Below are 16,407 nucleotides of genomic sequence, written 5' to 3'. Positions count from 1 at the left end.
CCCCGCCCATCCCGCTCCCCTCATCGCAGGTCACCACCATGCCGGATTCCACGGCTTTTGACGCCTTCGCCGACACCTACCACGCCGGCAAACCCCAGGTCGTCTGGACCCGCCTCGTCTCCGATCTCGACACCCCGGTCTCGGCCATGCTCAAGCTGGCCGGGGACGAGCCTTATTCCTTCCTGCTCGAATCGGTCGAAGGCGGCGCCATCCGCGGCCGCTACAGCGCCATCGGGCTGCGCCCCGACCTGATCTGGCGCTGCCGCGGCGAGACGGTCGAGATCAACCGCAAGGCTCTGGCCGACCTCGACACCTTCACGCCGGTCGACCGCAAGCCGCTCGACAGCCTGCGCGACCTGATCGCGGAATCGCGCATCGACCTGCCGCGCGGCTTCCCGCCGCTGGCCGCCGGGCTGTTCGGCTATCTCGGCTACGACATGGTCCGGCAGATGGAGGCGCTGCCCGACACCAATCCGGACACGCTGGGCGTGCCGGATTCGATCATGATGCGGCCGACCATCGTCTGCGTCTTCGACACCATCGCCGACGTCGTCACCATCGTCACCCCGGTGTTCCCGGACCCGGCGGTGACGGCGGAACAGGCGCATGAGGCGGCCTGCGAGCGGCTGTCGGACGTGGTCGCCCGCTTCGAAGCCAGCCTGCCGCACCGCGAGGCGACGGCCGAGGGCACCGTGCCGGCCCTGCCCGAGCCGAGCTCGAACATGACGCGGGAGGAGTATCACGCGGTGGTCGAGCGGGCGAAGGAGTACATCCGCGCCGGCGACATCTTCCAGGTGGTGCTGTCGCAGCGCTTCTCGCTGCCCTTCACCCTGCCGCCCTTCGCCCTGTACCGGGCGCTGCGGCGGCTGAACCCGTCGCCCTTCCTGGTGTTCCAGAACTTCGGCGACTTCGCCATCGTCGGGTCGAGCCCGGAGATCCTGGTGCGGCTGCGCGACGGCGAGGTCACCATCCGGCCGATCGCCGGCACCCGCCCGCGCGGCGCCACGCCGGAGGAGGATGTGGCGCTGGAGCAGGACCTGCTGGCCGATCCGAAGGAGCGGGCCGAGCATCTGATGCTGCTCGACCTCGGACGCAACGATGTCGGCCGGGTGGCGCAGATCGGCTCGGTCAAGGTGACCGACCGCTTCATCGTCGAGCGCTATTCCCACGTCATGCACATCGTCTCCAACGTCGTCGGCCGGATCACGCCGGACAAGGACGCGGTGGCGGCGCTGGCCGCCGGCTTCCCGGCCGGCACCACCAGCGGCGCGCCGAAGGTGCGGGCGATGGAGATCATCGACGAGCTGGAGGTGGCGCGGCGCGGCATCTATGCCGGGGCGATGGGCTATTTCGGCGCCAATGGCGACATGGACACCTGCATCGCCCTGCGCACCGCGGTGGTGAAGGACGACACGCTCTATATCCAGGCCGGCGGCGGCGTCGTCGCCGACAGCAGCCCGGAGGGCGAGTACCAGGAGACCCGCAACAAGGCGCGGGCGCTGGTGCGCGCCGCCGAAGATGCGGTACGCTTCGCCAACCGGCCGCGCAACGGCAACCGGCCCATGGGTCATGTCTAGAGATCGCATCCTTTCGCAGCAGCAGCATCGCCCCCTGCTGCATCGATGGTGAGGCCGGCCGGATCGCCGCCGCTCCTCCCCATTCCCACGCCTCGAAAGGGCGACTCCCATGCTTCTGCTGATCGATAACTACGACAGCTTCACCTACAACCTGGTGCATTACCTCGGCGAGCTCGGGGCCGACACCGAGGTCCGCCGCAACGACGCGCTGACGGTCGACGAGGCGCTGGCGCTGCGGCCCGACGGCATCGTCATCTCCCCCGGCCCCTGCGACCCGGACAAGGCCGGGATCTGCATGGACCTGATCCAGGCCGCCGCCGGCCGGGTGCCGGTGTTCGGCGTCTGCCTGGGCCACCAGGCGATCGGCCAGGTCTTCGGCGGCAGGATCGTCCGCGCGCCGGAGCCGATGCACGGCAAGATCAGCCCGGTGCACCACCATGGCGGCGGCGTTCTGGCCGGGCTGCCCGACAATTTCGAGGCCACCCGCTACCATTCGCTGACGATCGAGCCCGACAGCATGCCGGACAGCCTGGAGGCCACGGCCTGGACCGAGGACGGGGTGATCATGGCGCTGCGGCACAGGACCCTGCCGATCCACGGCGTGCAGTTCCATCCGGAGAGCATCGCCTCGCAATACGGCCACAAGATCCTGCAGAACTTCCTGGCCATCGCCGAGCGGCGGAACGCGGCATGACCACCGAGATGCGACCCTTCATCGCCAAGGCGGCCCTCGGTCGCCCGCTGGACGCCGCCGACGCCCGCGCCGCCTTCGAGATCATCATGTCGGGCGAGGCGACGCCGGCGCAGATCGGCGGCTTCCTGATGGCGCTCAGGGTCCGCGGCGAGACGCCGGAGGAGATCGCCGCCGCCGCCCGGGTGATGCGGGACAAGGCGGTGACCATCGACGCGCCGGACGGCGCCATCGACTGCTGCGGCACCGGCGGCGACAATTCCGGCTCCTTCAACGTCTCGACCGCCGTCTCCTTCGTCCTGGCCGGCGCCGGGGTGCCGGTGGCCAAGCACGGCAACCGCGCCGCCTCCAGCCTGACCGGCGCGGCCAACGTCCTGGCCGAGCTGGGCGTCAATGTCGAGGCGCCGCCCGAGGTGATGCGCGAGGCGCTGTGGGAAGCCCAGATCGGCTTCCTGTTCGCGCCCCTGTATCACAGCGCCATGCGCCATGTCGGCCCGGCACGGCAGGAGCTGGGCACCCGCACCATCTTCAACCTGCTCGGCCCCCTGGCCAACCCGGCCGGGGTGAAGCGCCAGCTGCTCGGCGTCTTCGCCGAGGCCTGGGTCGAGCCGGTGGCGCAGGCGCTGAACCAGCTGGGCAGCGAGACCGCCTGGGTGGTACATGGCAGCGACGGGCTCGACGAGATGACCACCACCGGCCCGACCGCGGTGGCGGAGCTGCGCGGCGGCCAGATCCGGCGCCTGACCGTGACGCCCGAGGATGCCGGGCTGCGCCGAGCGGTGCCCGAGGACCTCAAGGGTGGCGATCCCGCGACCAACGCGGCCGCCCTGCGCGCCGTGCTGGGCGGGGCGCAGGGCGCCTATCGCGACATCGTGCTGCTGAATGCCGCAGCCTGCTTCATCGTCGCCGACCGGGTCTCTACACTGACCGACGGCGCCGCCCTCGCGGCCCGCACCATCGACGACGGCTCGGCCGCCCATGTCCTCGAGCGGCTGGCCCGGATCACGAGCCAGGGAACGGCATGAGCGACACCCTCACCCGCATCGTCGCCGACAAGCGCCGGCACATCGAGGCCCGCAAGGCGGCGGTGCCGCCGGCCGAGATGAGGCGGCTGGCGGATCTCGCCGACCGGGCCGCGCCGCCGCGCGGCTTCGTCGCGGCGCTGCGCCGGGCCCAGGCCGAAGGCCGCTACGGCCTGATCGCCGAGATCAAGAAGGCCTCGCCGTCGAAGGGGCTGATCCGCCCGGATTTCGACCCGCCGGCCCTCGCCCGTGCCTATCGCGACGGCGGCGCCACCTGCCTGTCGGTGCTGACCGACGTGCCGTATTTCCAGGGCGCCGACGAGTACCTGACCGCCGCCCGCGCTGCCGTCGATCTGCCGGTGCTGCGCAAGGACTTCATGATCGATCCCTACCAGGTCGTCGAGGCCCGGGCGCTCGGCGCCGACTGCATCCTCCTGATCATGGCGGCGCTGGACGATGCCACCGCGCGGGAGCTGGAGCAGGCGGCGATCGACATCGGCCTGGACGTGCTGGTCGAGGTGCATGACGCGGCCGAGCTGGACCGGGCCTTGAAGCTGCGCTCGCCGTTGCTCGGCATCAACAACCGCAACCTCAAGACCCTGCAGGTCGACCTCGCCACCACCGAGGCGCTGGCGGCGCAGGTGCCGGGCGACCGGCTGCTGGTGGCCGAGAGCGGGCTGTCCGCCCCGGCCGACCTGGCCCGGATGGCCCGCGTCGGCGCCACCACCTTCCTGATCGGCGAAAGCCTGATGCGCCACGACGACGTCGCCGCCGCCACCCGCTCCCTGCTCACGCCGGACGCGAGGTCCTCGGCGGCATGACCGGCGAGCTGACCCATTTCGATTCGGCCGGCCAGGCGCGCATGGTCGACGTCTCCGGCAAGGACACGACGGTGCGGGTGGCGCGGGCCGGCTGCCGGGTGGAGATGAAGCCGGAGACGCTGGCCCTGATCGCCTCCGGCGGCCATGCCAAGGGCGACGTGCTGGGCATCGCCCGCATCGCCGGCATCATGGCGGCCAAGCGCACATCCGACCTGATCCCGCTGTGCCACCCGCTGCCGCTGTCCAGCGTCGAGCTGGCGCTGCGCTGCGACGCCGAGCACAGCCGGGTCGAGATCGAGGCCACGGTCAAGGTCACCCATCGCACCGGGGTGGAGATGGAGGCGCTGACCGCGGCCTCGGTCGCCGCCCTGACCGTCTACGACATGTGCAAGGCGGTCGACCGCGGCATGGTCGTGACCGACCTCCGGCTGCTGCACAAATCCGGCGGCCGGTCGGGCACCTGGGAGGCCCAGCCATGATCCCGGTCGCCGAGGCCCGCGCCCGCATCCTCGCCGCCTTCGCCGCCCTGCCGGCCGAGACCGTGCCCCTGCCCGCCGGGCTGGGCCGGATCCTGGCCGAGCCGGTGGCGGCGCGGCTGACCCAGCCGCCGCTCGACGTCTCCGCCATGGACGGCTGGGCGGTGCGGGCCGCCGATGTCGCCGCCGTGCCGGCGACGCTGCGGCGGATCGGCGAGGTTCCGGCCGGCGGTCGCTTCGAGGGCTCGGTCGATCCCGGACAATGCGTCCGCATCTTCACCGGCGCGCCGCTGCCGGACGGCGCCGACGCCGTGGTGCTGCAGGAGGACACCGACGCCGAGGGCGACCGGGTCACGGTGCGCGAGGGCGTCGCCGCCGGCCGCCATGTGCGCAAGGCCGGCCTCGACTTCCGCGCCGGCGAGGTGCTGCTGCAGCCCGGCCGGCGCCTGACCGCGCGCGACATCGGCATCGCCGCCTCGGCCAACCATCCCTGGCTGCGGGTGCGACGCCGGCCGCGCGTGGCGGTGCTGGCGACCGGCGACGAGATCGTGCTGCCGGGCGAGGCGCTGGGCCCCAGCCAGATCGTCAGCTCCAACACCCATGCCCTGGCCGCCCTGATCCGCAGCTGCGGCGGCGAGCCGGTCGATCTCGGCATCGCCCGCGACAATGCCGACTCGCTGGCGACGCTGGCGGCCGGCGCCCATGGCGCCGACCTGATCGTCACCACCGGCGGCGCCTCGGTCGGCGAGCACGACCTGATCCGCTCGGTGCTGGGCGAGCGCGGCCTGGCGCTCGACTTCTGGAAGATCGCGATGCGGCCGGGCAAGCCGCTGATCTTCGGCCGGCTTGGCGACACGCCGCTGCTCGGCCTGCCCGGCAACCCGGTATCGACCATGGTCTGCGGCTGGCTGTTCCTGCGCCCGGCGGTCTGGGCCCTGCAGGGGGCCGAGGCGCCGGAGAACCGCGTCACTGCGACGCTGGGCCGCGACCTGCCGGCCAATGACGGGCGCGAGGATTATCTGCGGGCGCGGATCGAACGCACGGATTCCGGTTATGTCGCCACTCCGTTCCCGACCCAGGACAGCTCGATGCTGTCGCTGCTGGCCGCGGCCGACGGGCTGGTGATCCGCCCTCCCCGCGCCCCGGCTGCGGCGCGCGGCGGCGCCGTGGAGGCGGTGCTGTTCGGCGACGGGATCTGACGCGCCGATCGTTACAAGGAAGTAAAGAACCGACGGTGCCACAGTTAGGCGCTTGTGTTTTTGTTTTGTTCCTCCTAATGTTCTCTCCAGGGATTCGGCCGCGCCGCGGCCTCTGCGAACGGAGGATGCCTTGCTGACGCGAAAGCAACAGGAGTTGTTGTTGTTCGTTCACCGCCGCCTGGAGGCGGACGGCGTCAGTCCATCCTTCGACGAGATGAAGGATGCCCTGGCCCTGAAGTCGAAATCGGGCATCCATCGACTGATCACCGGCCTCGAGGAACGCGGTTTTATTCGGCGGCTGCCGCATCGGGCGAGGGCGCTGGAGGTGCTGCGACTGCCGGACTGCCTGAAGTCGGACGCGCCGGCGACGGCCCCGGCCGAGGACGACAATGTCGTTCCCTTCCGGCCGGTGCGGTCCGATGCCGCCCTGCCCGGCCGCAAGCTGGAACGCGCCGATCTCGCCGGCCCCGAGCACGGCGTGCGCCTGCCGCTCTATGGCCGGATCGCCGCCGGCATGCCGATCGAGGCGCTGCGCGACCATTCCAATTATGCCGAGGTGCCGGTCTCGCTGCTCGGCCCGGGCGAGCACTACGCCCTGGAAGTCGCCGGCGACAGCATGGTCGAGGCCGGGATCCTGGACGGTGACACCGTCATCATCAAACGTTGCGACGCGGCCGATCCCGGCATCATCGTGGTCGCCCTGGTCGACGACAACGAGGTGACGCTGAAACGGCTGCGCAAGAAGGGCGCCTCGGTCGGGCTGGAGGCCGCCAACCCAGCCTATGAGACCCGCTACTTGCCCTCCGATCGCGTCCGCATCCAGGGGCGTCTGGTCGGGCTGCTGCGGACCTATTCGTAAGATCAGGCGACGACCGACCCGACGGGCCGCTGCAGGCTGCCCGCGGGCGCAGTCCGGACTTGCCGGATAGTGCTTTGTCCGGTCCTCTGTGCAGCGTTCCGCAACGCACCGGACGTCCGTGCATGATTCCGCGCCGATCGCTGCTTCGCCTGCTGGCACTCGCCCTGCCCTGTGTCGGCATCTTCGCCGGCGTTCCGGCACAGGCCGCCGGCATCTACCGCACCTCCGGCGACTGCGACGGCTTTCCGAAGGTCTCGCTTCGCACCCCCGACGGGCTCTGCGTCGGCCTCGTCGCGTCCAGGCTCGGCTTCACGCGCGGCGTGGCCGTGATCGGGGACGACATCTACGTCGCCGACATGGGCAGCTGGGAGAAGGGACGAGGCCGGCTGCTGCGCCTCCCCGAGGGCGGGCGCGGGGCGCCGCAGGTGCTGCTGACCAGGCTGGACCGGCCGAACGGCCTGGTGCCGACGGCGGACGGGACGCTGCTGCTCGGCCTGGCCGGCCGGGTCGTGTCCGTCGACCCGAAGGCAGAGCAGCCGGCCGCCGCGCTGCGCGACGTGGTGACCGGCCTGCCGAACGATGGCCGCCATCCCCTCGCCGCACTGGCCCTGGCGTCGGACGGCGCCCTCTTCGTCAATGTCGGTTCCGCGACCGATCACTGCGAGCGCGCCGACGATTCGGCCCCGGATCCCGCCAAGCCCTGCCCGGAGACCGGGGGCACGCCGCCGCGCGGCAGCGTCCTGCGCGTGGCGGCCGACGCCCTTCCCGCGGATGCCCGCACGCTCGCCCCTTTCGCCCGCGGGCTGCGCAACAGCATGGCGCTCGCGGTGCTGCCGAACGGCACGCCGCTGGCCCTGGTGAATGCGCGGGACGCCATCGACCAGGCCGATCCCGGCCTGTCCGACGAGGCGCTGCCGCATGATTTCTACACCGTGCTTCGCGAGAACGCCGATTACGGTTGGCCCTATTGCTACGATGACCGCAAGCCCAGCCCCGAATACCCGCATTTCGACTGCAGCCGGGTCGAGGTGCCGACCCTGCTGCTGCCGCCGCATGCCGCGCCCCTCGGCATGCTCGTCTATCGCGGATCGGCGCTGCCGGGCCTCGAGGGCCGGGTGCTGATGACCTATCACGGCTATCGCGACACCGGGCACCGGGTCGTGGCGCTGGCGATCGACGATCGGGGCCTTCCACAGGGCGAGCCGCAGCCGCTCGTCTCGGGCTGGGACGCCGCCAAGGGCGTGAGGCCGCAGGGCGCGCCGCTCGGCTTGGCCGAGCTGGCGGATGGCAGCGTCCTGATCAGCGAGGACCACAACGGGACGCTGCTGCGCCTCGCCCGCGCCCGGCCGGCCGCGTCGCCTTGATCGGGCGCGGACTCGAGGGCGGCGGGCCATGAGCGGCCGGACCCGGCATCGGGCCGGCGGCGCCGAACGGGTCACGGCGCAGCAGGTCGCCGAGGCGGCCGGCGTGTCGATCTCGGCCGTTTCCCGCACCTTCACCAAGGACGCCAGCGTCTCGCCCCGGATGCGGGCCCGCGTGCTGGCCGCCGCCGAGGCGCTGGGCTATCGCCCCAACCAGCTGGCGCGCAGCCTGATGACCGGCCGGACCGAGCTGGTCGGGCTGGTCTCGAGCCATTTCGCCAATCCCGCCTTCATGGACGTGTTCGACCTGTTCACGCGGGAGCTGCAGCGCCGCGGGCTGCGGCCGCTGATCGCCAACCTGTCGGAGGACGGCGGCGCCGGCTCCGCCCTCGACATGATGCTACAATACAGCGTCGACGCGGTGCTGATCGCCACCTCCGCGCCGCCGGAGGGCTTTGCCGAGTCCTGCGCCCGCGCCGGGCTGCCGGTGGTGCATGTGTTCGGCCGGGCGGAGGCGTCGGTGCCGGTGGTGACGGTCGACAATGTCGCGGGCGGACGCCTGGTCGCCGAGGCGATGCTGGCGCGCGGCCTGCGGCAGCTGGCCTTCCTGGGCGGAGCCGCGGCCGATTCGTCGTCGATCGACCGCGCCGCGGGCTTCGCCCAGGGGCTGACAGCGGCAGGCCTGCGGCCCCTGGCCGTGGAGTTCGCCGGCGACTATTCGCATGAGCACGGCCGCCGCGGCCTGCACGCCTTGCTCGACCGGTACCGGCCGCAGGCGGTGTTCTGCGGCGACGACATTCTCGCGCTCGGCGCCCTCGACGCCTGCCGCGAACGCGGTCTGGCCGTGCCAAAGGACATCGGCATCGTCGGCTTCGACGACATGACGCTGGCCGCCTGGCCCGGCTATCGCCTGACCACTGTCCGCCAGCCGATGGCCGAGATGGTGCGCCACGCCATCGGCCAGATCGCCGCCCGGCTCGCCGATTCCAACCACCGGATCGAAGGCCGGCTGTTCGACATCGCCCTGGTCGAGCGCGACAGCCTCTAGGCGCCGGTTCTCAACCCTTCCAGATACCGCATCAGCTGTCGCGCGCAGGCTTCCAGCGGCGCGGCGTCCTGCTGCGCCTTGGCCTGGGCCATCGCCCCGGAATAGGCGGCGACGATGAAGGCGGCGAGGTCGTCGGCATCCGCCAGGGCCAGCCGGCCGGCCGCCTGGTCGGCGCGCAGCCGCGCGGCAAGCGCCGCCCGCCAGGCCGCGAACACCGCATCCATCGCCGCGCGGAACTCCGGATCGGCCAGGGACAGCTCCAGCGCCAGGTTGTTCAGCGGACAGCCGGAGACGGCGCCGCGCCGCCGCAGCCCCGCGGCGATCCGGCCGAACACGCCGGCGATGCCGTCGATCGCGTCCGGCGCCGTGCGGACCGGCTCGATCCAGGTCTCCTCCACCTCGCCCGCCACCCGGTCGCGGATGACGGCGAGGCCGAGCGCCTTCTTGGTCGGAAAGTGGTGATACAGCGCCCCGCCGGTCACCCCGGCCTCGCGCATCAGCTCGTGCATGCCGGTGCCCTGGTAGCCACGGGACTGGAACGCCTCCGCCGCCACGTCCAGCAGGCGCCGGCGCGTGCCCTCGGGGTCGTAGCTGCGCTTCTGCCTGCCGTCGGTCATGCGCCCACCGTAGCAGATTGACTCAACCGGACAATCAGTCTGTTCTGAAACCGGACAACCGGTCTGTTTGACGGAGGGGCGATCATGAACGGGACCTTCAGCCCGATCGTGGAGTTGCGACGATACACGCTGCATCCGGGGCAGCGGGACGTGCTGATCACGCTGTTCGACCGCGAGTTCGTCGAGACGCAGGAGGCGGCCGGGATGGATGTGATCGGCCAGTTCCGCGACCTCGATGCGCCCGACCATTTCGTCTGGCTGCGCGGCTTCCCGAACCTGCGGTCGCGGACGGAGTCACTGCGTGCCTTCTATGGCGGACCGGTGTGGCAGGCGCATCGCAGCGCCGCCAATGCCGCCATGATCGATTCGGACGACGTGCTGCTGCTGCGGCCGGCGCGTCCACAGTCCGGCTTCCTGCTCGGCCGCGACCGCCCTGCCCCGGGCAGCGATGCGGGCTCGGACGGACTCATCGTGGCTACGACCTGGCACCTTCGGCCGGAGGCGGAGGCCGGGTTTCCGAAGGTGTTCGATGCCGTTCTGATCCCCATGCTGCGCGATGCCGGCATGCCGGTCCTGGCCAGCTTCGTCAGCGAGCACGGCGAGAACGGCTTCCCGGCCCTGCCGGTGCGCGAGGACGCCCGCGCCTTCGTCTGGTTCTCCCGCGTCCCGGACCGGGCTGCCTATGAGCGCCATGGCCTCGTCCCCGGCCTCGCCGAGGCGCTGCGGCCGCATCTGGACCGGCCGCCGCAGGTCGCGCTGCTGTCGCCGACCGCGCGGTCGCGGCTGAGGCCGTAGGTTGGGTTCGCGCATGCGAACCCAACATCGCGCAGCCCGAGCCATTGTTGGGTTCGCGTGCTGCGAACCCAACCTACGCCTTATATCTCCGAGATCCGCACCCACGTCCGCTCGCGGGCCGAGCGCAGGGCGGCGGCGGTCACGCGGTCGACCTCCCAGCCGTCGCGGAAGGTCGGCCAGACCGGGCGGCCGGTGGCCACCGCCTCCAGGAAGTCGCGCGCCTCGATCGCGATCTGCTCGTTGTAGCCGGTGCCGTGGCCGACGCCCTGGTTGAAGGCCAGGTAGTCGGGATGCGCCGGCCCGGTCAGCAGCCGCTGGAAGCCCTGGCGCGCCGCCGGCCGCGCGGCGTCGTACAGCCACAGCTCGTTCTGGTTCTCCTGGTCGAAGGCCAGGGCGCCCCTGGTGCCGGTGATGCGGTAGGTGTAGCCCATCTTCCGGCCGGCGGCGACGCGGCTGAAGCTGAGAGATCCCGTGGCGCCGTTGGCGAAGCGCAGCAGCATCTGGCCCTGGTCGTCGTTCTCCACCCGCTCCTCGCCCTCGGGCCCCGGGCGTGTCGCCCGGACGATATTCAGGTCGGCGACCAGCGAGTCGATCGGCCCGACCAGGCGCAGGCAGGCGTTGACGATGTGCGGGGCGACGTCGCCCAGCGCCCCGGCCTCGGTGCCGGTGGCGATCCGGGTGCGCCAGGAGGCCGGCGCCCGCGGGTCGTGCAGATAGTCCTCGACATGCTCGGCGGTGACCTGGACCACCTCGCCGATCTCGCCGGACTCGATGATCTGCTTCGCCAGCTGGCTGGCCGGGGTGCGGATGTAGTTGAAGCCGACCATGGTGGCGACGCCCGCGGCGTCCGCCGCTTCCACCATCGCCTTGGATTCGGCCGGATCGCAGCCCAGCGGCTTCTCGCAGAACACCGGCTTGCCCAGGCGCAGCGCCTCGGTCGCCATGGCCAGATGGGTGCGCGGCGGGGTGGCGATGATCACCGCGTCGACCGCCGGGTCGGCCACCAGCGCCCGCCAGTCCGCGGTCGACCGGTTCCAGCCCCAGGCTTTGGCATGGGCGGCGGCGCCCTCCTCCGTCGTGCTGCAGATCATCTCGCAGACCGGGACCAGCGGCGGCTGGAACGCCGTTCGCACCAGCTGCAGGCCGATGCTGTGGGCCTTGCCCATGTAGCCGGCCCCGATCAGCCCGATGCGGAGCGTTCCCGTCATTCGCGTCCTCCCTGGTCCACGTGATCCTACCTCGCGGAACTCTACCGGTCCCGATCCGATTTGCAAGCGCTTGCAAATCGGATTACGCTACGGCATCCGACAGGGGAGGAACGGCATGAAGACCTACACACCGGACACGCTCGACCCGGCCGCGATCGTGGCGGAGCTGCTGGACGGCCCCGGCGCGGTGCTGCTGCGCGGCCTGTTCACGCCGGCCGAGATCGCCGAGGCGCGGGCGGTGGTGATGCGCGAATCCGAGGGTACTGCCCCCAAGGTCACGCATTTCCAGGGCGCGGCCGAGCAGGAGGGCAAGATCGCCCTGCAGCGCCGGGTGTGGAACCTGCTGGCCAAGGGCGAGGTGTTCTCGCGCATGGCGGCGCATCCGGCGCTGATGGCGGTGATGCGCGCCTTCCTGGGCAGCGAGTTCATCATGGGATCGATCGCGGCCAACCGCATCCTGCCCGGCGGCCCGGGCCAGGAGCCGCATATCGACTACCCCTACTGGGACCTGCACAAGCCGGAATCGCATCCGGTGCGAATCAACGCCGCCTTCCCGCTGAACGCCCAGGCGACCATCCTGCTGGACCCCTTCACCGAGGAGACCGGCGCCACCGCCTATGTACCGGGGACGCAGAAGGAATTGCGCTACCCGGCCGAGCGCGACCGCTTCCACGAGCGCTGCGCCCGCATGCTGGGCGAACCGGGCGATACCGTGGTGTTCTTCGGCGCGGTCTGGCACTGCGCCATGCCGAACCGGTCGCGGCAGGACCGCTCGGCGATCCTGATCCAGTACCTGCCGAAATTCGTGAAGCCGATGGAGGACATGCCGGCCGCCCTGCCCCGCGCCTTCGTCGAGCAGGCCAGCCCCGACCTGCGCCAGCTGCTGGGGCTGAACTACCCCTATCCGGAGGTGCTGGACGCGGCCAAGGCCGGCAACGCCGAGGGCCGCACGATGATGGCGACGGCCCGCTGACCGGTCATTCGGACGCCGCCGCCCGGAACGGGGCCGGCGCCCAGGGGCGGTCGCCGACCGCCTCGGCCACGGTGGCGACCTCGGGCTTCGGGCCCGAGAGATCGACGGCGATGCTGCCGCTGCGGCGCAGGTCGAAGCGGTCCCAGACGCCGAAGCGCGGCCGGCACCAGCGCGGCGCCACCAGGGCGGTGATCACGAGATCGGCACCGGCGCAGTCGTCGTCGAAGCCCTCGCCGCTGCGGGTGAAGGCGACCGTCCGGTCGCCGAAGCGGTAGAGGCAGCCGCGCGGGTCGCAAGCCAGCCGGTCGCCGGCGGCCGTCCCCTGCTGCGGCCAGGGCGCGTCCTCCGCCGCGGCTTCGGCCCGCAGCCAGATCTCGCGGATGAAGCGCTCGCTGCGGCGGGTGGAGAAGGAAAGCCCGCCCTCCGGCACCCGCACCGCCGCCAGCCGGCCGGTGCCGTCGACCAGGATCTGCGGCGACGGTGCGGTCAGCGCCGCGACCAGCACCAGCGGCAGGGCCAGCAGCCCCAGCAGGCGCAGCCGTCCCCCGGCCAGGCACAGCCACAGCCCGCCGACGGCGCCGGCGACCAGCCCCCAGGCCGGGATCGCCGGCACGGCGAAGGCGGCCAGCGGCCAGGCTGCGACGGTGTTCGCCACCCACAGCATCGCCTCGATGCCCCAGCCCAGCAGCGGCAGCATCCAGCCGTCGAGGCCCAGCAGCATGGCCGGATAGGCCAGCAGCACGCAGGGCATGATCCACAGCGAAGTCAGCGGGATCGCCATCAGGTTGGCGGCCACGGCCAGCGGCGCAAAGCGCTGGAAATGGAAGATGGCGAAGGGCGTGGTCGCGACCGTGGCGACCAGCGTCGTCAGCACGATGCCGCCGAGATAGAACAGGACCCGCCGCGCCGGCCCGGCCTCGGCCCGCCACCCGGCGAGATGCGGCCGCAGCGCCTCATAGGCCGCGATCAGGGCGATCACCGCGGCGAAGGACATCTGGAAGCTCGGCCCCGGCAGCGCCTCCGGCACCACCAGCAGCACCACCGTGGCGGCCAGGGCGACGAGCCGCATCGAGATCGCCACCCGGTCGGCCATCACCGCCAGCAAGACCACGCCGGTCATGACGCAGGACCGCACCGTCGGCACCGAGGCCCCGACCAGGATCGTGTAGCCGACGATGCCGAGCAGCGCGATGCCGGCCGCCCATTTCTTGATCGGCCAGCGCAGCGCCACGGGCTCGATCAGCACCAGGCCCAGCCGGACGGCGCCGAGCAGGAGGATCGCCACCAGGCTGATATGGATGCCGGAGATCGACAGCAGATGGGCCAGGCCGGAATCGCGCATCGCCTCGTTGGCTTGGTCGCTGATCCCGGCACGTTCGCCGGTCAGGAAGGCGACGGCGATGGCCCCGGCGTCGCCGGCGACCTGCGCCCGCACCCGGGCGGCGATCCCGTCCTGCAGCCGGGCCAGGCTGGACGGCGCCGGGTCGGCCGCGTCCAGCCGCTCCACCCGGCCCATGGCGAAGCCGGTGCCGCCGATGCCCTGGAAGAACAGCTGCCGCCGGAAGTCGAAGCCGCCCGGATAGGCCGGCCCGTCCACCGGCGCCAGCGTCGCCCGCACCCGGATCCGGTCCCCGGCCGCGGGCACCTGCTCCGCCCCGAGCAGCCGCAGCCGCACGGCCGCCGGTGTTGCCTCCGGCGCCAGCCCCTCCAGGATCAGGTCGCCAAGCACAACGCGCACGCCCTGCGGCAGCAGCTCGACCGTCTCAACCGTGCCGGTCACGAGGCCGCGCCGCTCGCGGTCGAGCAGCGGCGCCGCCACCGCCCGGCTGCGCAGCTCCGCCGCCAGGAAGCCCACCGCGACGGCCAGCAGCAATGCGGCGAAACACAGCGCCCGCGGCCGCCGGCGCAGCAGCAGGGTGAGCAGGCCGGACAGGACCAGCGCACCGAGTCCCGCCGCCAGCGGCGGCTCCCGCGGCAGGGCGAAATAAAGGCCGATGCCGGTGCCGAGGCCGCAGGGCACCAGCAGCACCAGCCGGCGCCGCACGCCGCCGGCCAAGGCGTCGAACAGCCCCGCCCAATCCGGCCGCGCGATGCCCCAGCCGCCCGGGCCGAGCCGCCGCAGCGACGCCCGCACGGATCCCGGAACTCCGACCGATGCCCCCGCATTAGCCATGGGCCAGAGGCCTATGCTATGGACCCTCTCGCACTGATCCTAGCAGCCCCTGTGGAATTTGGCCCATGACGGTCGTGACCCGCTTCGCCCCCTCCCCGACCGGCTATCTGCATATCGGCGGGGCCCGGACCGCCCTGTACAACTGGCTCTATGCCCGCCATCACGGCGGCGTCTTCCGCCTGCGCATCGAGGACACCGACCGCGCCCGCTCCAGCGAGGACGCGGTGCGGAAGATCATCGACGGGCTGGCCTGGTTCGGGCTGGATTGGGACGAGGAGATCGTGTCGCAGTTCGAGCGGCGCGAGCGGCACGCGGAGGTGGCGCGCAAGCTGCTGGCCGAGGGCAAGGCCTATCATTGCTGGTGCTCGCCGGCCGAGCTGGAGGCGATGCGCGAGCAGGCCAAGGCCGAGGGCAAGCCGATGCGCTACAACGGCTATTGGCGCGACCGCGACCCGGCCGAGGCGCCGAAAGGTGTTGATCCGGTGATCCGGCTGAAGGCACCGCAGGCCGGCGAGACCACGGTCGAGGACAAGGTCCAGGGCCCGGTCACCGTTCGCAACGACCAGCTCGACGACATGGTGCTGCTGCGCGCCGACGGCACGCCGGTCTACATGCTGTCGGTGGTGGTCGACGACATCGACATGGGCATCACCCAGATCATCCGCGGCGACGACCACCTGACCAACACCTTCCGCCAGGTGCAGCTGTACAATGCCATCGGCACGGCCCCGCCGGACTTCGCGCATATCCCGCTGATCCACGGGCCGGACGGGGCCAAGCTGTCGAAGCGGCACGGCGCGCTGGGCATCGAGGCCTATCGCGACATGGGCTACCTGCCGGCGGCGCTGCGCAACTACCTGCTGCGGCTCGGCTGGGGCCATGGCGACGAGGAGGTGATCCCGACCGAGAAGGCGATCGAGTGGTTCGACCTCGACGGCGTCGGCCGTTCGCCGTCGCGCCTCGATTTCGTCAAGCTGGAGAACCTGAACGGCATCTATATGCGCGAGACGCCGGACGCCGAGCTCTTGGAGCGGATCACGCCGAATCTGGAGGCGGCGCTCGGCCGCTCCCTCGACGACGCCGACCGGGCCATCCTGCTGCTCGCCATGAACGGGCTGAAGCAGCGCGCCAAGACGCTGGTCGAGCTGGCCGATAGCGCGCTGTTCTACCTGCGCGCCGGCCCGCTGCCGATCAATGAGGCGGCGCAGAAGATCCTGACCGACGACGCCCGCGCCCTGCTCGGCCGGCTGCTGGTGGCGCTGTCCGGCCTGAACGACTGGACCGAGGCGGCGCTGGAGGCCGAGGTCAACCGCGTCGCCGAGGCCGAGGGGCTGAAGCTGGGCAAGGTGGCGCAGCCGCTGCGCGCGGCATTGACCGGGTCGAACGTGTCCCCAGGTATCTTCGAGGTGGCCGCGATCCTCGGCCGGGACGAGACGCTGCGACGGATCCGCGATGTTGCAGGCGCCTCTTAGGAGGCACCAGCAACTGGTTGATCCGGATGAATAATTCGGGGAACGCCTAAAAAACAGGCGATCGGAATCCGTCGTCGGGAGGACCCAAGTCGCGTTGATCTTGCTCCGCCGGCCG

Annotated in this window: 15 protein-coding genes; 12 read left to right on the top strand and 3 right to left on the bottom strand. The window is 71.7% G+C overall.

Going from position 1 to position 16,407, the window contains the following annotated elements; genetic code table 11:
- The first annotated feature begins 38 nt into the window (after positions 1 to 38).
- From trpE to ACFW16_RS15360, 9 genes are all read left to right on the top strand, one after another.
- Positions 39 to 1,577: an anthranilate synthase component I gene (gene trpE / locus ACFW16_RS15400; RefSeq protein ID WP_380306409.1), complete on the top strand. Its 1,539-nt coding sequence runs from the start codon at positions 39 to 41 to the stop codon at positions 1,575 to 1,577.
- Positions 1,578 to 1,686: 109 nt separating this feature from the next.
- Positions 1,687 to 2,271: an anthranilate synthase component II gene (locus tag ACFW16_RS15395; protein ID WP_380306407.1), complete on the top strand. Its 585-nt coding sequence runs from the start codon at positions 1,687 to 1,689 to the stop codon at positions 2,269 to 2,271.
- Complete coding sequence (trpD, locus tag ACFW16_RS15390) at positions 2,268 to 3,293, top strand: anthranilate phosphoribosyltransferase (RefSeq protein WP_380306405.1); 1,026 nt, start codon at positions 2,268 to 2,270, stop codon at positions 3,291 to 3,293. Before ACFW16_RS15395 ends, trpD begins: the two co-directional genes overlap by 4 nt.
- Complete coding sequence (gene trpC, locus ACFW16_RS15385) at positions 3,290 to 4,111, top strand: indole-3-glycerol phosphate synthase TrpC (RefSeq protein WP_380306403.1); 822 nt, start codon at positions 3,290 to 3,292, stop codon at positions 4,109 to 4,111. Before trpD ends, trpC begins: the two co-directional genes overlap by 4 nt.
- Positions 4,108 to 4,590 (top strand): cyclic pyranopterin monophosphate synthase MoaC, encoded by a 483-nt coding sequence (gene moaC, locus ACFW16_RS15380; RefSeq protein ID WP_380306401.1) that lies wholly within the window; start codon positions 4,108 to 4,110, stop codon positions 4,588 to 4,590. Before trpC ends, moaC begins: the two co-directional genes overlap by 4 nt.
- Positions 4,587 to 5,786 carry a gephyrin-like molybdotransferase Glp gene (gene glp / locus ACFW16_RS15375; RefSeq protein ID WP_380306399.1) on the top strand — a complete coding sequence of 400 codons (1,200 nt, stop codon included), beginning with the start codon at positions 4,587 to 4,589 and terminating at the stop codon, positions 5,784 to 5,786. The genes moaC and glp overlap by 4 nt, the downstream gene beginning before the upstream one ends.
- Positions 5,787 to 5,916: 130 nt before the next feature.
- Positions 5,917 to 6,645 (top strand): transcriptional repressor LexA, encoded by a 729-nt coding sequence (lexA, locus tag ACFW16_RS15370; RefSeq protein WP_380306397.1) that lies wholly within the window; start codon positions 5,917 to 5,919, stop codon positions 6,643 to 6,645.
- Positions 6,646 to 6,767: 122 nt separating this feature from the next.
- Complete coding sequence (locus ACFW16_RS15365) at positions 6,768 to 8,009, top strand: PQQ-dependent sugar dehydrogenase (protein WP_380306395.1); 1,242 nt, start codon at positions 6,768 to 6,770, stop codon at positions 8,007 to 8,009.
- Between the two features lie 28 nt (positions 8,010 to 8,037).
- On the top strand, positions 8,038 to 9,054 hold the full coding sequence (locus tag ACFW16_RS15360; protein WP_380306393.1) for a LacI family DNA-binding transcriptional regulator: 1,017 nt from the start codon (positions 8,038 to 8,040) through the stop codon (positions 9,052 to 9,054).
- Here the strand turns inward: ACFW16_RS15360 and ACFW16_RS15355 are convergent.
- Positions 9,051 to 9,671 (bottom strand): TetR/AcrR family transcriptional regulator, encoded by a 621-nt coding sequence (locus tag ACFW16_RS15355; RefSeq protein WP_380306391.1) that lies wholly within the window; start codon positions 9,669 to 9,671, stop codon positions 9,051 to 9,053. The genes ACFW16_RS15360 and ACFW16_RS15355 overlap by 4 nt on opposite strands.
- An 84-nt stretch (positions 9,672 to 9,755) precedes the next feature.
- Here ACFW16_RS15355 and ACFW16_RS15350 point away from each other — a divergent pair, with 84 nt between their 5' ends.
- Positions 9,756 to 10,466, top strand: coding sequence for an NIPSNAP family protein (locus ACFW16_RS15350; RefSeq protein WP_380306389.1), 711 nt, complete (start codon positions 9,756 to 9,758; stop codon positions 10,464 to 10,466).
- Positions 10,467 to 10,546: 80 nt separating this feature from the next.
- Here ACFW16_RS15350 and ACFW16_RS15345 read toward each other — a convergent pair whose 3' ends face one another.
- Positions 10,547 to 11,674 carry a Gfo/Idh/MocA family protein gene (locus ACFW16_RS15345; protein WP_380306388.1) on the bottom strand — a complete coding sequence of 376 codons (1,128 nt, stop codon included), beginning with the start codon at positions 11,672 to 11,674 and terminating at the stop codon, positions 10,547 to 10,549.
- Positions 11,675 to 11,789: 115 nt separating this feature from the next.
- Between ACFW16_RS15345 and ACFW16_RS15340 the strand changes: the two genes are divergently transcribed.
- Positions 11,790 to 12,647 (top strand): phytanoyl-CoA dioxygenase family protein, encoded by an 858-nt coding sequence (locus ACFW16_RS15340; RefSeq protein ID WP_380306386.1) that lies wholly within the window; start codon positions 11,790 to 11,792, stop codon positions 12,645 to 12,647.
- A gap of 4 nt (positions 12,648 to 12,651) precedes the next feature.
- Here ACFW16_RS15340 and ACFW16_RS15335 read toward each other — a convergent pair whose 3' ends face one another.
- Positions 12,652 to 14,781, bottom strand: coding sequence for a ComEC/Rec2 family competence protein (locus tag ACFW16_RS15335; RefSeq protein ID WP_380306384.1), 2,130 nt, complete (start codon positions 14,779 to 14,781; stop codon positions 12,652 to 12,654).
- A gap of 104 nt (positions 14,782 to 14,885) precedes the next feature.
- Between ACFW16_RS15335 and gltX the strand changes: the two genes are divergently transcribed.
- Positions 14,886 to 16,292: a glutamate--tRNA ligase gene (gltX, locus tag ACFW16_RS15330; protein ID WP_380306382.1), complete on the top strand. Its 1,407-nt coding sequence runs from the start codon at positions 14,886 to 14,888 to the stop codon at positions 16,290 to 16,292.
- Positions 16,293 to 16,407: the final 115 nt, after the last annotated feature.

This window comes from Inquilinus sp. NPDC058860 (assembly GCF_042743185.1).
Classification (GTDB): domain Bacteria; phylum Pseudomonadota; class Alphaproteobacteria; order DSM-16000; family Inquilinaceae; genus Inquilinus.
This window is presented reverse-complemented; position numbering and strand designations above follow the sequence as displayed.

Coding starts and splice junctions, on each gene's coding strand:
- trpE (WP_380306409.1), top strand. CDS start 39: ATGCCGGATTCCACGGCTTTTGACGCCTTCGCCGACACCTACCACGCC.
- ACFW16_RS15395 (WP_380306407.1), top strand. CDS start 1,687: ATGCTTCTGCTGATCGATAACTACGACAGCTTCACCTACAACCTGGTG.
- trpD (WP_380306405.1), top strand. CDS start 2,268: ATGACCACCGAGATGCGACCCTTCATCGCCAAGGCGGCCCTCGGTCGC.
- trpC (WP_380306403.1), top strand. CDS start 3,290: ATGAGCGACACCCTCACCCGCATCGTCGCCGACAAGCGCCGGCACATC.
- moaC (WP_380306401.1), top strand. CDS start 4,108: ATGACCGGCGAGCTGACCCATTTCGATTCGGCCGGCCAGGCGCGCATG.
- glp (WP_380306399.1), top strand. CDS start 4,587: ATGATCCCGGTCGCCGAGGCCCGCGCCCGCATCCTCGCCGCCTTCGCC.
- ACFW16_RS15365 (WP_380306395.1), top strand. CDS start 6,768: ATGATTCCGCGCCGATCGCTGCTTCGCCTGCTGGCACTCGCCCTGCCC.
- ACFW16_RS15360 (WP_380306393.1), top strand. CDS start 8,038: ATGAGCGGCCGGACCCGGCATCGGGCCGGCGGCGCCGAACGGGTCACG.
- ACFW16_RS15355 (WP_380306391.1), bottom strand. CDS start 9,671: ATGACCGACGGCAGGCAGAAGCGCAGCTACGACCCCGAGGGCACGCGC.
- ACFW16_RS15350 (WP_380306389.1), top strand. CDS start 9,756: ATGAACGGGACCTTCAGCCCGATCGTGGAGTTGCGACGATACACGCTG.
- ACFW16_RS15345 (WP_380306388.1), bottom strand. CDS start 11,674: ATGACGGGAACGCTCCGCATCGGGCTGATCGGGGCCGGCTACATGGGC.
- ACFW16_RS15340 (WP_380306386.1), top strand. CDS start 11,790: ATGAAGACCTACACACCGGACACGCTCGACCCGGCCGCGATCGTGGCG.
- gltX (WP_380306382.1), top strand. CDS start 14,886: ATGACGGTCGTGACCCGCTTCGCCCCCTCCCCGACCGGCTATCTGCAT.